The sequence below is a fragment of the Streptomyces sp. NPDC087440 genome (genome assembly GCF_044744005.1).
In the GTDB taxonomy this organism is placed as follows: domain Bacteria; phylum Actinomycetota; class Actinomycetes; order Streptomycetales; family Streptomycetaceae; genus Streptomyces.
In genome coordinates, this window is the sequence record NZ_JBIUXN010000003.1 from 256645 (window position 1) to 271187 (window position 14543).

Consider the following 14543-nt stretch of genomic DNA (forward strand, 5'->3'; position numbering starts at 1 on the left):
CGGATGCGAGACTTTGTCGGATTCGCCGCCGGAAGCACACCGGCCGGACGCACACCACCGGGCACACGGGAGAAGCACGACGATGGACGAGAAGCGCGCACGCGAGGTGCTGGAGGCCACCGGTCTCGGCGCGGGGGCGGAACTGGTGTCCCTGGGCGAGAACGCGGTGTTCGCGGTGGAGAACCCCGATGGTTCCTTCGTGGCCAAGGTCGGCCGGGGCTCCCCGGACCTGGCCGCCCGCGCCCGGCGCGAACTGGCGGTCGGCGCGTGGCTGGCGGACGTCGGCGTCCCGGCCGTACGGCCCGCCGCCGAGAAGCCGTGGCTGGTGGACGGCCACCCCGTGACGCTGTGGCACCGGCTGCCCGACGCCGTACGTCCCTCGGAGCCGCGGGACGTGGCCGAGCTGCTGAACCTGGTGCACGCGCTGCCCGCCCCGCCGTTCACGCTGCCGCCCCGGGACCTGCTGGACGGGGTCGAGCGGTGGCTGCGGCTCGCGGGCGACGCCATCGACCCGGAGGACGCGGTGTATCTGCGGGGCCGCCGGGACGGTTTCGCCGCCTCCGCCGCCGCGCTCGTCCCGCATCTGCCGCAGGGCCCGATCCACGGGGACGCGCTGCCCCGCAATGTGATGGTCGGTCCCGACGGACCGGTCCTGGTCGACCTGGAGACCTTCTCCTCGGACTTCCGCGAGCACGACCTGGTGGTGATGGCGCTCTCGCTGGACCGCTACGGGCTGCCCGAGGAGCGGTACGACGCCTTCGTCGCCACGTACGGCTGGGACGTGCGTGCGTGGGACGGCTGGACGGTGCTGCGCGGCGCCCGCGAGACGGCGAGCTGTGCCTGGGTGGCCCAGCACGCGCCGACCAACCCGAAGGCGCTCGCGGAGTTCCGCCGCCGCGTGCGCTCGCTGCGGGACAACGATCCGCAGGTGCGCTGGTACCCGTTCTAGAAGGTCGCCGGCCGGTCCGCGACGTCGGCGGTCCCGGTCTTGGCCCCGGGCTTGGCCTCGGTATCGGCCCCGGCCCCGGTCAGCTCTGCGCGGTGGCCGGGCTCGGGGCGCGCAGCGGCCAGGTGGGGTCGATGACGGCATCGGCGGTGCCCTTCTTCCGGAGGAACTCCTGGAAGCCGGTGGCCCAGTCCGCGTACCACCGCACCTGTTCCTGGTGCAGCTCCGGCAGGGCGAGTCCGGCGATCGTGGGGTGCCGCTCGGCTATCGCGATCGCCACCCGCACGGCCGCCAGGGCGTCCGCCGACGCCTCGTGCGCCCCGTCCAGCTCCACTCCGTACTCCACACAGACCGCTTCGAGGGTGCGCTTGCCGCGCCGGTAGCGGTCGACGGCCCGGTCGATGGTGAGCGGGTCGACGACCGGGCCGATGCCCTGCTCCCCCGTCAGCGCGGCGAGCCGGTCGCCCAGCGCGGGCAGCCCGTGCCGGGCCAGTTCGGCGGAGAGCAGCGTCAGGTCGAAGGCCGCGTTGTACGCGACGACCGGCACGCCCCGCGCCCAGTGCTCGACCAGCACGTCGGCGACCTCGTCCGCGACCTCGCGGGCCGGGCGGCCCTCGGTGCTCGCGCGCTCGGTGCTGATGCCGTGTATCGCCGTGGCCTGGGCCGGGATTCTGATGCCGGGATCGGCCAGCCACAGCCGCCGCTCCACGACCTCCCCGCCCCGCACCTCCACGACCGCCGCGGTCACGATGCGCGACTCCAGCGGCTCCGTGCCCGTGGTCTCCAGGTCGAAGCCGATCAGCGATTCCCCGTGCCATCCCATTCCTGGGCCTCCTTGAGTGTTCTCCCCCAACGGAGAACAACCCTCGCACGCAGCACTGACAATCGGCCTCGAAGATCGTTCCCGCAGGGTCTTCCGCGAGGTCTGCCGTGCAGGTCAGGAGACCGGCCGCGAGTCCGTCCAGACCGATTCGAATTCCTCGCGGTACGTCTCGAAGAGCCCTGCCTCGGTCTCCTGGCCGTGCCGCACCACCCCGTCGCGGCCGCCCCGCCCGCCGCCGCGCAGCACGAGCACGGGGGCCTCCATGCCGCGCGCCCGCCGCAGGTACGACTGGACGACGGCGAGGCCGCCGGGCCCGTCGCCGTCCACGAGGTAGGCGGTGAAGCGCGGAGTCTCGTCGAAGACCTGGATCTGGAAGGCCCCGGGGTCGCGCAGGCTGGCCCGCACCCGCCGCATGTGCAGGATGTTCATCTCCACCGACCGGCTCAACTCGCCCTTGCGCAGGCCCAGTTCCCGTTCGCGCCGCTTCACCGAGCTGCTGGCCGGGTTGAGGAAGAGCAGCCGCACCCGGCAGCCCGCCTCCGCGAGCCGTACGAGTCTGCGCCCGGAGAAGTTCTGCACCAGCAGGTTGAGGCCTATCCCGATCGCGTCGACGCGCCGGGCCCCGCCGAAGAGGTCCTCGGCGGGCAGCTGCCGTTGGAGCCGCACCCGGTCGGGGTGCACGGAGACGACGTCGGCGTAGCGGTCGCCGACGAGGTCCTCGACGGCGTCGACGGGCAGCCGGTCGGCGGACGGCGCGCCGGAGCCCGCGCCGAGGATTTCGAGCAGCCGCGCGGAGGCCCGTTCCGCCTGTGCGAGGACGGTCTCCGACAGTGCGCGGTTGCGGGAGACGACGTTGCGGGTGACCTCCAGCTCGTCGAGCGCCAGCTCGACGTCGCGGCGGTCGTCGTAGTACGGCTCGAAGCAGGGCCAGTGCTGCACCATCAGCTCGCGCAGCTGCGGCAGGGTGAGGAAGCTCAGCACGTTGTCGTCGGCGGGGTCCAGGAGGTACCCCTTGCGGCGGCTCACCTCGCGCACCGCGACGGCGCGCTGCACCCACTCCTGTCCGGCGGGCCCGGCGGCGGCCACCACCCACTCGTCGCCGTGGACGGGCTCGTACACCGGGCGCAGCACGGCGGCGACGACGGCGCGCATGCGCTGTTCGACCAGATTGAGCCAGATGTAGGCGCGGCCCGCCCGCTGGGCGCGCGTACGCACCTCGCTCCAGGCGTCCGTGCCCCAGTCCAGTTCCGCACCGATCTCCATCGGTCGCGCGAGCGAGACCGCACCGGGCGGGATGTCGCCCGAGCCCCCCTCGTGACCCGTGTCACCTGGGGGTAGCTCCAGCCCTCCCGAGCTCACCCACGCACCGCCTTCTGCCTGCTTTCGACTGTTGTCCGCCTGCTCTCCGGCCTCCGCCGACGATCAAGGAAGGGTACTCCGGGAGGGGCGACCGGTGCAGCCGTTCCCCCAGACGGCCACAACCGCCCGGCGATTGGCCCGCATTGGGGCACGATTCGGGGGAAGATCTGACGCTACGGCACCTCGTTCGTCCGTCGCTCGTCCGTCCTTGCTCGTCCGTGCTCGTCCGTGCTCGTCCGTGTCCCCGTCGCTCGTCCGTCCCCCCGTCGTTCCGCACCACCCGGATCAGAAGTGGAAGAGTCGATCGCATGCAGGTCTGGCCGGGAGAGGCTTATCCCCTGGGCGCCACGTACGACGGCGCCGGAACGAACTTCGCGGTCTTCTCGGAGGCCGCCGAACGCATCGAGCTGTGCCTGCTGCACGACGACGGTTCGGAGACCGCCGTCGAGCTGCGGGAGTCGGACGCGTTCGTACGGCACGCCTACCTGCCCGGCATCATGCCGGGCCAGCGCTACGGCTACCGCGTCCACGGCCCGTACGACCCCTCCCAGGGGCTGCGGTCCAACTCCGCGAAGCTGCTGCTCGACCCGTACGCGAAGGCGATCAGCGGGGAGATCGAGTGGGGCGAGGCGGTGTACGGCTACCACTTCGGGAAGCCGGACGAGCGCAACGACCAGGACTCCGCGCCGCACACCATGACCTCGGTGGTGGTCAACCCGTACTTCGACTGGGGCGACGACCGGCCGCCCCGCACCGCCTACCACCACACCATCCTGTACGAGGCGCACGTCAAGGGCCTCACGATGCTGCACCCGGACCTGCCCGACGACCTGCGCGGTTCGTACGCGGCTCTGGCGCACCCGGCGATCATCGACCACCTGGTGGAGCTGGGGGTGACGGCGCTGGAGCTGATGCCGGTGCACCAGTTCGTCAACGACCACCGGCTGGTGGACGCGGGCATGAACAACTACTGGGGCTACAACACCATCGGTTTCTTCGCCCCGCACAACAGCTACGCGTCCTGGGGCGACCGGGGCGAACAGGTGCTGGAGTTCAAGACGGCGGTCAAGGCGCTGCACGAGGCGGGCATCGAGGTCATCCTCGACGTGGTCTACAACCACACGGCGGAGGGCAACCACCTGGGGCCGACGCTGTCGTTCCGGGGGCTCGACAACCCGTCGTACTACCGCCTGGCGGACGACCCGAAGTACTACATGGACACCACCGGCACCGGCAACTCGCTGTTGATGCGCTCGCCGCACGTCCTCCAGCTGATCATGGACTCGCTGCGGTACTGGGTGACCGAGATGCGGGTGGACGGTTTCCGCTTCGACCTCGCGGCGACGCTGGCCCGGCAGTTCCACGAGGTGGACCGGCTGTCGTCGTTCTTCGACCTGGTGCAGCAGGACCCGATCGTGAGCCAGGTGAAGCTGATCGCCGAGCCGTGGGACGTCGGCGAGGGCGGCTACCAGGTGGGCAACTTCCCGCCGCTGTGGACGGAGTGGAACGGTAAGTACCGTGACACCGTGCGCGACATGTGGCGCGGCGAGCCACAGACGATAGCGGAGTTCGCGGGCCGCCTGACGGGGTCGTCGGACCTGTACCAGGACGACGGGCGGCGGCCGCTGGCGTCGATCAACTTCACCACCTGCCACGACGGGTTCACGCTGCACGACCTGGTGGCGTACAACGACAAGCACAACACCGCCAACGGCGAGGGCAACCGGGACGGCGAGAGCCACAACCGCTCCTGGAACTGCGGTGCGGAGGGGTCCACCGACGACGGCGAGATCCTGGCGCTGCGGCAGCGGCAGATGCGCAACTTCGTGGCGACGCTGATGCTCTCGCAAGGGGTGCCGATGCTCAGCCACGGCGACGAGTTCGCGCGCAGCCAGGGCGGCAACAACAACGCCTACTGCCAGGACAACGAGATCTCCTGGGTGCCGTGGCCGGGCCCCGACGAGGAGGGCCACAAGGCCGAGGACGGCACCCTGTTGCAGTTCACGCGCGCCATGGTGGCGCTGCGGCGCGACCATCCCGTCTTCCGGCGCCGGCGCTTCTTCCACGGGCGTCCGGTGCGCGGCACGCAGGACGAGCTCTCCGACATCGCGTGGTTCACGCCGGAGGGCGAGGAGATGACGCAGGAGGACTGGGAGGCCGCGCACGCCAAGGCGCTCACGGTGTTCCTGAACGGGGAGGCGATCTCGGAGCCGGGCACGCGCGGCGAGCGCATCGCGGACGACTCGTTCCTGCTGATGTTCAACGCCAGCGCGGAGACCCTGGAGTTCCGGGTGCCGGTCGACCACGGGCAGCAGTGGGAGGTCGTGGTGGACACCGCGCGGGAGGACGGGGTGCCGCCCGGCACCGGCGCGAAGCTGGACGCGGGCGAGCACCTCACGCTCATCGGCCGGTGCTTGACGGTGCTTCAGCGTCCCGCGTGACGCCTTTCGCGACGGCGGTACGTTCCCGGCCCGCCCGGGGGCGTACCGCCCAGGACAGAGCCGCGCACAGGACGGCTGCCCCGATCACCACCGCGAAGGCGGCGGGCGGGCCGCTGGACTCGGCGAGGCGGCCGGAGAGCGCCAGGGCGAGCGCCTGGCCGCCGACGATGCCGCTCATCAAGTACGCCATGGACTCGGCGAGCCTGCCCGCGGGGACGGCGCGTTCGGTGAGCCCGAAGATCGTGATCATGTTGGGGGCGTAGGCGACGCCGAGGACGACCACGACGACGTACAGCGGCCACAGCTGCGACACGAACAGCAGCGGCACCGAGAGCACCACCAGGGCGCCGGTGGCGATCCGCCAGCGGGTGCTCAGGGCCACGCTCGCCGGGACGGCGGCCATCGAGAACCCGGCGACGGCGCTCATGACGCCCATGGCGGCGTACACCAGGCCCGCCTGCTCCGGCCTCCCCAGGTCCTCGGTGAGCGCGGTGATGCCCGCCTGGGACGCCCCGAACATGGCGCCCTGGAGGGCCATCGCGAGACGCAGGGCGTACACCTGACCGGTCAGCCTCGTACGTTCGCCGGACGTGGTGTGCGCGGTAGGGCGTAGCAGGGACGCCGTCGGATGCAGTGCGAACCACGTACCGCATACGGCGAGGAGTCCGGCGGCGACGAGCAGTGCGGCGGCGGGGTGCGCGACGGCGACGGCGAGGCCCACCAGGGCCGGTCCGAGGACGAAGGTGACCTCGTCGAGGGTGCCCTCGAAGGAGAGCACCGTGCCGATGAGCCGGTCGTCGGCGCCCTTGCGGCGGGCGAGCGCCAGGGTGCGGGTGCGTGACATGGGGCCGATCTGCGGCACGGACGCGCCCGCGACCACGGCGATCAGGGCGAGCGGCAGGGTCTCCAGGCGGGCGAGCGCGGCGAGCACCAGGGCGGTGACGGCGACGGCGTTGAGGAGGGTTGCGCCGAGCACCACGAGGCGCTGTCCGCGCCGGTCGGCGGCCCGGCCCAGCAGGGGGCCGCCGACGGTCTGTCCGGCCGCCAGGGCGCCGCCGACGAGTCCGGCGGTGCCGAGGCTGCCGCTGGTCTCGGCGACCAGCAGCAGGGTGCCGAGCTGGCACATGGCCAGGGGGAGCCTTCCGAGGAAGGACACCAGGGGCAGTACAGGGCCGGTGAGCGCCATCGCCTCGCGATAGCTCTTCCGGTACGTCCGCAGAGCGCCTGAACCTTCCCTCTTCTTCGGTGTCTCGGTCTCTGAAGCCATCAGGCGAAATTAGCCCCGCCGCGACGAGCGGACGCATGGGTCGATGACACAGAAGCCCCGAATGCGGGTACGTACGTTCGCATGACGCCGACCTCCACCTACCGCCTCCAGTTGCAGCCCGACTTCCCCTTCTCGGCCGCCGAGGAAGCGGTGCCGTACCTGGCCGCCCTCGGGGTCTCCCATCTGCACCTGTCACCGGTGCTGGAAGCAGTGCCCGGCTCCACGCACGGGTACGACGTGGTGGACCACGCACGCGTGCGCGCGGAGCTGGGCGGCGAGGAGGGCCTGCGGGCGCTCTCCCGCACGGCCCGCGCGCACGGGCTCGGCCTGGTCCTGGACATCGTCCCCAACCACATGGCCGTGCCCGCCCCCGAGCACCTCAACGTGCCGCTGTGGGAGGTGCTGCGGGAGGGTCCCGCGTCGCCGTACGCGGGCTGGTTCGACCTGGACTGGGAGGGCGGTGACGGCAAGATCCTGCTGCCGGTGCTGGGCGGCAGGCTCGGCGAGGAGCTGGAGCACCTGTCCGTGGCGGACGGGGTGCTGCGCTACTTCGACCACGCCTTCCCGCTGCGCGAGGGCACCGAGAAGCTGCCGCTGCCGGAGCTGCTGGACGCCCAGTGGTACCGGCTCGCCTGGTGGCGGCTGGCCCGTACCGAGCTCAACTACCGGCGCTTCTTCACCATTTCGGACCTCATCGGGGTGCGGGTGGAGGACCCGGAGGTGTTCGCCGCCTCGCACGCGAAGATCCTCCAGCTGGTGCGCGAGGGCGTCGTGGAGGGGCTGCGGATCGACCATCCGGACGGTCTCGCCGCCCCCGGCGACTATCTGCGGCAGTTGGCTCGGGCCACGGAGGAGGCCGTGGGCGGGCCGGTCTGGACGGTGGTGGAGAAGATCCTCACCGGCGACGAGCGGCTGCCCGCCGACTGGCCGGTGGCGGGCACCACCGGTTACGACGCCCTGCACAGGATCGACGGATTGTTCAACGATCCTACGGGCGCCGATGAACTCACCGAGCTGTACCGGGCGTTCGCCGACCCGCCCGGCGACCGGGGCGGCTACTGGGCGGCCACCGTGCGCCGCGCCGCCCACCGGGTGCTCACGCACGAACTGGCCGCCGAGACCGCCTACCTGGTGCGCGCGGCGGGCCGGATCTGCGCCGCGGACCCGGCGCTGCGGGACCACGCCCCCTGGGCGCTGCACAGTGCCCTGCACGAGCTGTTGGTACGGATGCCCGTGTACCGCCCCTACGTCGCGGCGGGCGGCCCCACGCCGGAGGAGGCGGAGGCGACCCTGCCGCCGGAGGCGGTGCGCGAGGCGAAGGCGGCGTTCTCCGTGCCCGAGGAGGCGTCGGCGGTGGACGTCGTACGGGAACTGGCGCTGGGGCGGCTGGGGTCGGGGCCCGACCACCGGGCGTTCTGCGCCCGGTTCGCGCAGACCTCCTCGGCGCTGCGCGCCAAGTCGGTGGAGGACACCGCGTTCTACCGCTACACGCCGCTGCTGTCGGCGGCGGAGGTCGGCGGGGACCCGGGGCGGCCCGCGGTGTCGCCGGACGAGTTCCACGCGTTCTGCGGACGGCTGGCCCGGGACTGGCCGGGCACCGGCACCGTGCTGTCCACCCACGACACCAAGCGCAGCGCGGACGTACGGGCCCGCCTGGCGGTGCTGACCGAGTGCCCGCAGCGCTGGGCGGGCCTGCTGCGGCGCTGGGCGCAGACGGCCGCTGCCCCGGACCCGCACGCCGCGTGGACGGCCTGGCAGACGGCCGTGGCCGTCCCGTACGCGGGCCCCGACCGGCTGGTCCCCGCCCTGGTGAAGGCGGCCCGCGAGGCGGGCCTGCACACCAGCTGGACCGAGCAGGACGCGGGCTACGAACAGGCTCTGGAGGCGTTCGTACGGTCGGGCCCCTGCGGCAGCGCCCAGTACGAGCTCGCGCTCTTCTCGCGCGAACTGACGCCCCACACCCGGGCCAATGCGCTGGGCGCCACGCTCGTGCAGCTCACCATGCCCGGTGTGCCGGAGCTGTACCAGGGCACGGAGGGCGAATACCTGGCGCTGGTGGACCCGGACAACCGCCGCCCCGTCTCCTACGACCCGCGCACCCTCGACGACGCCCCCGCGGGCGTCACCCTCGCCGAGGAGAAGCTGCACCTGACGGCGACCGCCCTCACCCTGCGCAGGGAGCGCCCGGAGGTCTTCGGCGACAGCGCCACGTACACCCCGCTGACGGCCTCGGGGCCCGCCGCCCGGCACTGTGTCGCGTTCACCCGCTCCGGGGAGACGGTGACGGCGGTGACCCGGCTGTCGCTGCGGCTGGCGGAGGCGGGCGGCTGGCGGGACACGGTGCTGACGCTCCCGGCGGGCCGGTGGACCGACCGGCTGGGCGGCGGCCGGGAGTTCGAGGGCGCGGTGCCGCTCCTGGAGCTGTTCGCGGAGCGCCCGGTGGCGCTGTTGGTACGGGCACCGGGCGGCGCCCCGCAGCATTCCTGAGGCGCAGGGGCGCAGGGGCACAGGGGCATCGGAGCATCGGCAGTGGCTTCCGGGGCCGTGCGGGAGAGCGACGCTCCCGCACGGCCCCGAAGGACGGTTCCCGTGCTAGCGGCCCATGGTGAAGACGGAGCCGGTGGAGGCCTGCATGACACAGGCGTTGGGGAAGTTCTTGGCGAACACCATGCGGCGGCCGTCCCACATGCCGTACGCCATGGCCGTCACCGGCTTGTAGATCATCGGGCAGGCGACGTCGGCGCGCTTGATCTTCGTGATGTCGCCGTCGACGGCGGCGAGCTGCTTGCAGGCAGCGGCGGCGTTCTTGTGCCCGGCGTCCTGGGCGGGCGGACACTTCAGGAGGGTGCCCCGCACGTCGCCCATCACGTCCTCCCCCTCGACGACGGCGACGTACATCCAGTTGCCGGAGTGCTGGGCGGGCGTCTCCTGGGCGGTGGCGCCGCCCGCGGAGGCGAACAGGGCCGCGGAGGCGGCGGCCACGACGAGGGACCTGCGCAGGGTGCTGCGAACTGCGGTGCGTACTGCCGACATGGGTGTCACCGTTCTGTGCACGGGTGCCGCGCGGACGGTCGTCCGCGCCGGTGCGTGCATCGGCACGGTGACGGCGCACGTTGACCCGCGCTGGGCCGAACGGCCCACACCGGCGCAACCCGTCGCCGCGTACGGCTGTTGTGAGCGGTCTCAGGTGGCCGAGAGACGGAAGGACATGCGCCCGAAGCTGACCTGGTCGCCGTCGTTGACGACCGCCATGCCGGTGACCCGGCGGCCGTTGACACAGGTGCCGTTGGTCGAGCCGAGGTCGCGCAGTATCCACAGCCCGCCCTGGCGGAGCAGCTCCGCGTGCCGCCGGGAGACGGTCTCGTGGCTCAGCCGCAGCCCGTTGCCGATGTCGCGGCCGATCAGCAGCGGGGTGGGGCCGGGGTCCGGCAGCAGCAGTTTCGGCAGCCGTTCGGTCGTCCAGGCCCTGCGCAGCCGCACGGTGAAGGCGGAGGCCCGGCTCACCGCGCCGAACATCCGGCGGGACCAGCGGCCGTCGGTGTCGAGGTCGGCGGTGAGTATCGCGAGGTCGGCGGACTGCCGGGCGGCGAGGGCCAGCTCCATCCGCTGGAGGAACGTCTCGTGCGAGAGCTTGCCCTGGGCGGCGCCCTCACGGAGCACGGCCAGCGCACGGTCCCGTTCGGCGTCGGAGAGCCTCGCCGGGTAGGTGTGGGGCTCGTAGGAGGGCGTCACAGGAAGATTGTCGGGCCGATACGGCCAAGGTGTCCAGCGCGCCGGGAATTCTGGCATCGTGCACACGTCAGAACCGTACTGATCTGCGACAACACCCGGCTCAGGGAGCACTTTTGTCCGTAATATTCCGTCCGCTCGCAGGGCCCGAGGAACTCGACCTGTTCTGCAAGTTGTCCTACACGCTCGACCACGAGCTGGCCGACGATCTCGCCGAGGGCCGCCGGCTGCCGTCCTGGATGTGGGTCGCCGTGCGCGAGGACCGGGTCCTGGCCAGGATCTCCTGGTGGACCGGCACGAAGGGCGACACCCCGCAGGCCCTGGACTTCTTCGACCTGGACGACACGCTCGACGAGCCCGAACGCTCCGAGGTCGGCGCCGAGTTGCTGAGACGCGCCGCAGCGGCCGTCCTGCCGCAGGACGTCACCCAGTGGCCCGAGTACGGGCGCTACGTCCCGGGCGACTGGCACGACAACGCAGCGGACCGGGACGCCGTCGAGGCCCGCATGAACATCCTTCAGGCGTCCGGCGCGCGGCTGCTGGTGGAGCGGCTGCGCCTGGAGTGGCGTCCGGGAACCCCGGTCGCCGAGCCCACCGGGCGGCTGGTCTTCCGGCCGGTGCGCGACCGCGAGGACCTGCTGGCACTGATGACGCCGGTGATGGAGGGCACCCTCGACGCCCACGGACAGGCCGATCTCGCGGGCGGGCTGAGTCTGCGCGAGGCCGCCGAACTGCACTACGACGAGGAGCTCGCGCACTTCACGACGCCGCAGGAGTGGTGGCGCGTCGCCGAGCGCGCCGACACCGGTGAACCGGTGGGCTTCGTGGTCCCGGCCCGCAACAACTACCACCCGATCATCGCCTACATCGGCGTGCTGCCCGCCCACCGCGGCCAGGGCTACATCGACGAGCTCCTCGCCGAGGGCACCCGGGTGCTCGCCGCCGAGGACGTGCCGCGCATCCGCGCCGCGACGGACCTCGCCAACGTGCCGATGGCCAAGGCGTTCGCCCGTGCCGGTTATGTCAACTTCGAGCGGGCACTGAATATGACCTGGGGCTGACCGAGCTCTCCCCCGGACAGAGCCGCCCCCGAGCAGAGCTCGCCGACGAAGAGGGGCCGCCAGTGCTGTTCGACGTATGGGCGCCGCATGCGGAGGAACGGGTGACGCTGCACCTGCCGGACGCGGAGGTGCAGACGTACCCCATGGAACGCGATCCGGACCGGGACGGCTGGTGGACGGTGGGGGTGCAGGCCGCGCACCGCACTCCGTACGGCTTCTCGCTCGACGGGGGCCCGGTGCGGCCCGACCCCCGCTCGCGCCGCCAGCCGGAGGGTCCCGACGGCCCCAGCGCCGTCGTGGACCACGAGGCGTACACGTGGGCGCGGGAGTGGCGGGGGAGGTCGCTGTCGGGTGCGGTGCTGTACGAGCTGCACATCGGCACGTACACCCTCGAAGGCACCTTCGACGCGGCCGCGAAGCGGCTCGCGCACCTGGTGGAGCTGGGGGTCACGCACGTCGAGCTGATGCCGGTGTGCCCGTTCCCGGGGACGCACGGGTGGGGGTACGAGGGGGTGTCGCTGTGGGCGGTGCACGAACCGTACGGGGGCCCGGACGGCCTGAAGCGGTTCGTCGACGCGGCGCACGCGGCCGGGCTCGGGGTGGTGCTGGACGTCGTGCACAACCACCTCGGCCCGTCCGGCAACTACCTGCCCCTGTTCGGCCCGTACTTCACCGACACCCACCACACGCCCTGGGGCTCGGCGGTGAACCTGGACGCGCCCGGCTCCGACGAGGTGCGCGCGTACCTGCGCGAGAGCGCCCTGTCGTGGCTGCGGGACTACCGGATCGACGGGCTGCGCCTGGACGCCGTGCACGCCCTCGCCGACACCCGCGCGCTGCACTTCCTGGAGGAGCTGTCGGCCGCCGTGGACCAACTGGCGGCGGACACCGGGCGGCCGATGTTCCTGATCGGCGAGTCCGACCTCGGCGACCCGCGCACCACCGCACCGCGCAGCCTGAACGGGCTGGGGTTGCACGCGCAGTGGAACGACGACTTCCACCACGCCCTGCACACCGCTCTCACGGGCGAGTCCCAGGGCTACTACGCGGACTTCGCGCGAGCACCTCTGGAGGCGCTCGCGAAGACCCTCACGCGGGCGTTCTTCCACGACGGTACGCATTCGTCGTTCCGGGGCCGCGCGCACGGGCGGCCGGTCGACCGGACGACGACGTCCGCGCACCGCTTCCTGGGGTACGCGCAGACGCACGACCAGGTCGGCAACCGGGCCGTGGGCGACCGGCTGTCCGCCTCGCTGCCCCCCGGGCTGCTGGCGTGCGCGGCGGCGCTGGTGCTCACCAGCCCGTTCACGCCGATGCTGTTCATGGGCGAGGAGTGGGGGGCGCGCACGCCCTGGCAGTTCTTCACCGACCACACCGATCCGGAACTCGCGGAGGCCGTACGGACGGGCCGCCGCCGGGAATTCGCGGCGCACGGCTGGGCGGCGGAGGACATTCCGGATCCGCAGGACCCGCGCACCCGCGAGCGCTCCTGCCTGGACTGGTCGGAGCCCGACCGCGAGCCGCACGCCCGGCTGCTGGCCTGGTACCGGGAGCTGATCGCCCTGCGCCGTACGCACCCCGACCTGACCGACCCGGACCTGGCGGCGGTCCGGGTCGCCCACGCGGCGCACGGGGCGGGGAGCTGGATCGCGTACCGCAGGGGCGACGTGCGGGTGGCGGTGAACCTGGCACCGGACCCGGCGACCATCGGGCTCGGCCGCAACGGTCGTACCCGGGTGCTGGCGGCGTGGGAGCCGGTGCAGGCACCGGGACGGGACGGGGTGCTGGTGCTTCCGGCGCACTCCTGCGTGGTGCTGGGAAGCTGATCAACAGGACTGGCCGCAGCGACACTTGACCTCAAGTGCGCTTGAGTCCCTAAGGTTCCCGCTCACGGACCACGGAGGGGAATTCATGGAGCAGCGGAACCTGGGGCGCACCGGACTGCGGGTCAGCGAACTGTGCCTCGGCGCGATGACGTTCAGCGACGGGGACGGCGAAGCCGAGGCGCATCGCATCCTCGACACGTTCGTCGAGGCGGGCGGCACGTTCATCGACACCGCCGACATGTACGGGCGGGGCGTCTCGGAAGAGGTGCTGGGACGGTGGCTGAAGGGCCGCCGCCGGGACGACCTGGTGATCGCCACCAAGGTGTGGGCGCGCATGGGCGAGGGCGCCAACGACAGTGCCCTGAGCCGCAAGCACATCGTCTCGGCGGTGGAGGCCAGCCTGCGCCGGCTGGGCACCGACCACATCGACCTGTACCAGACGCACATGTGGGACCGGACGACGCCGATCGAGGAGACCCTGTCCACGCTCGACACCCTGGTGCGGGCGGGCAAGGTGCGTTACCTGGGCGCGAGCAACATCGCACCTTCGCAGTTGCTGAGGGCGCAGTACGTGGCGCGGGCGCACGGCTGGGAGCCGTACAGCTCGCTCCAGCCGCTCTACAACCTGATGCAGCGCGAGGTGGAGTGGGAGCTGGGGCCGCTGTGCGCGGAGGAGGGCATCGGAATCGTGCCCTTCAGCCCGCTGTCCGGTGGCTGGCTCACCGGCAAGTACCGGCGGGGGGCGACGGCGCCCGACGGTTCCCGTGAGGCCCGTCGGCAGAGCACCGCCGGTGACGGGTCGTGGGGCGAGCGGGACACCGAGGAGACCTGGCGGGTCGTGGACGCCCTTGTCGCGGTCGCGGAGGAGGCGGAGCGCACGCCGGGGCAGGTGGCGCTGCGGTGGCTGATGGACCGGCAGGCGGTGGCGGCGCCGATCGTGGGGGCACGCACGGCGGAGCAGCTCACGGAGAGCCTGGGGGCGGGCGGTTGGGCGCTGACGGCGGAGCAGGTGGCGAGGCTGGATGCGGCGAGCTCGCGGCCGGTGCCGTATCCGTACGACTGGATCAACGGTGTCGAGGGGCGGATCTGAC

11 protein-coding genes are annotated in these 14543 nt (G+C 72.4%); 6 read left to right on the top strand and 5 right to left on the bottom strand.

Translation table 11 applies throughout. The features are described from left to right. The first annotated feature begins 82 nt into the window (after nucleotides 1-82). Nucleotides 83-949 carry a phosphotransferase enzyme family protein gene (locus ACIO3O_RS09415; protein WP_401743965.1) on the top strand — a complete coding sequence of 289 codons (867 nt, stop codon included), beginning with the start codon at nucleotides 83-85 and terminating at the stop codon, nucleotides 947-949. A gap of 79 nt (nucleotides 950-1028) precedes the next feature. On the opposite strand, the gene ACIO3O_RS09420 is transcribed toward ACIO3O_RS09415, so the two are convergent. Together ACIO3O_RS09420 and ACIO3O_RS09425 are read right to left on the bottom strand one after the other, a co-directional pair. After that, a complete protein-coding gene (locus tag ACIO3O_RS09420; RefSeq protein WP_401743967.1) occupies nucleotides 1029-1769 on the bottom strand; it encodes a 3'-5' exonuclease in 741 nt (246 codons plus the stop codon). Nucleotides 1770-1883: 114 nt separating this feature from the next. Then, nucleotides 1884-3128, bottom strand: a complete 1245-nt coding sequence (locus tag ACIO3O_RS09425) for an SAV2148 family HEPN domain-containing protein (protein WP_401743968.1) — start codon at nucleotides 3126-3128, stop codon at nucleotides 1884-1886. 308 nt (nucleotides 3129-3436) lie between these two features. Here ACIO3O_RS09425 and glgX point away from each other — a divergent pair, with 308 nt between their 5' ends. Beyond that, entirely contained in the window at nucleotides 3437-5569 is a 2133-nt protein-coding gene (gene glgX / locus ACIO3O_RS09430) for a glycogen debranching protein GlgX (RefSeq protein ID WP_401743971.1), read from the top strand. Here the strand turns inward: glgX and ACIO3O_RS09435 are convergent. Next, nucleotides 5529-6755: an MFS transporter gene (locus ACIO3O_RS09435; RefSeq protein ID WP_401744471.1), complete on the bottom strand. Its 1227-nt coding sequence runs from the start codon at nucleotides 6753-6755 to the stop codon at nucleotides 5529-5531. The genes glgX and ACIO3O_RS09435 overlap by 41 nt on opposite strands. Nucleotides 6756-6917: 162 nt before the next feature. On the opposite strand from ACIO3O_RS09435, the gene treY reads away from it, so the two are divergent. Next, complete coding sequence (treY, locus tag ACIO3O_RS09440) at nucleotides 6918-9323, top strand: malto-oligosyltrehalose synthase (RefSeq protein WP_401743973.1); 2406 nt, start codon at nucleotides 6918-6920, stop codon at nucleotides 9321-9323. Between the two features lie 105 nt (nucleotides 9324-9428). Here treY and ACIO3O_RS09445 read toward each other — a convergent pair whose 3' ends face one another. After that, nucleotides 9429-9869: an SSI family serine proteinase inhibitor gene (locus ACIO3O_RS09445; RefSeq protein ID WP_401743975.1), complete on the bottom strand. Its 441-nt coding sequence runs from the start codon at nucleotides 9867-9869 to the stop codon at nucleotides 9429-9431. A 150-nt stretch (nucleotides 9870-10019) separates the two neighbouring features. After that, on the bottom strand, nucleotides 10020-10568 hold the full coding sequence (locus tag ACIO3O_RS09450; protein ID WP_401743978.1) for a DUF1707 and FHA domain-containing protein: 549 nt from the start codon (nucleotides 10566-10568) through the stop codon (nucleotides 10020-10022). Between the two features lie 113 nt (nucleotides 10569-10681). Here ACIO3O_RS09450 and ACIO3O_RS09455 point away from each other — a divergent pair, with 113 nt between their 5' ends. The 3 genes from ACIO3O_RS09455 to ACIO3O_RS09465 all read left to right on the top strand — a co-directional run bounded on the left by ACIO3O_RS09455 (nucleotide 10682) and on the right by ACIO3O_RS09465 (nucleotide 14542). After that, the gene (locus ACIO3O_RS09455) at nucleotides 10682-11626 is read left to right on the top strand and encodes a GNAT family N-acetyltransferase (RefSeq protein ID WP_401743980.1); all 945 of its coding nucleotides are present in this window, start codon (nucleotides 10682-10684) and stop codon (nucleotides 11624-11626) included. Nucleotides 11627-11688: 62 nt separating this feature from the next. Beyond that, nucleotides 11689-13452, top strand: a complete 1764-nt coding sequence (gene treZ / locus ACIO3O_RS09460; protein WP_401743982.1) for a malto-oligosyltrehalose trehalohydrolase — start codon at nucleotides 11689-11691, stop codon at nucleotides 13450-13452. A gap of 85 nt (nucleotides 13453-13537) precedes the next feature. Then, the gene (locus tag ACIO3O_RS09465) at nucleotides 13538-14542 is read left to right on the top strand and encodes an aldo/keto reductase (protein WP_401743985.1); all 1005 of its coding nucleotides are present in this window, start codon (nucleotides 13538-13540) and stop codon (nucleotides 14540-14542) included. Nucleotide 14543: the final 1 nt, after the last annotated feature.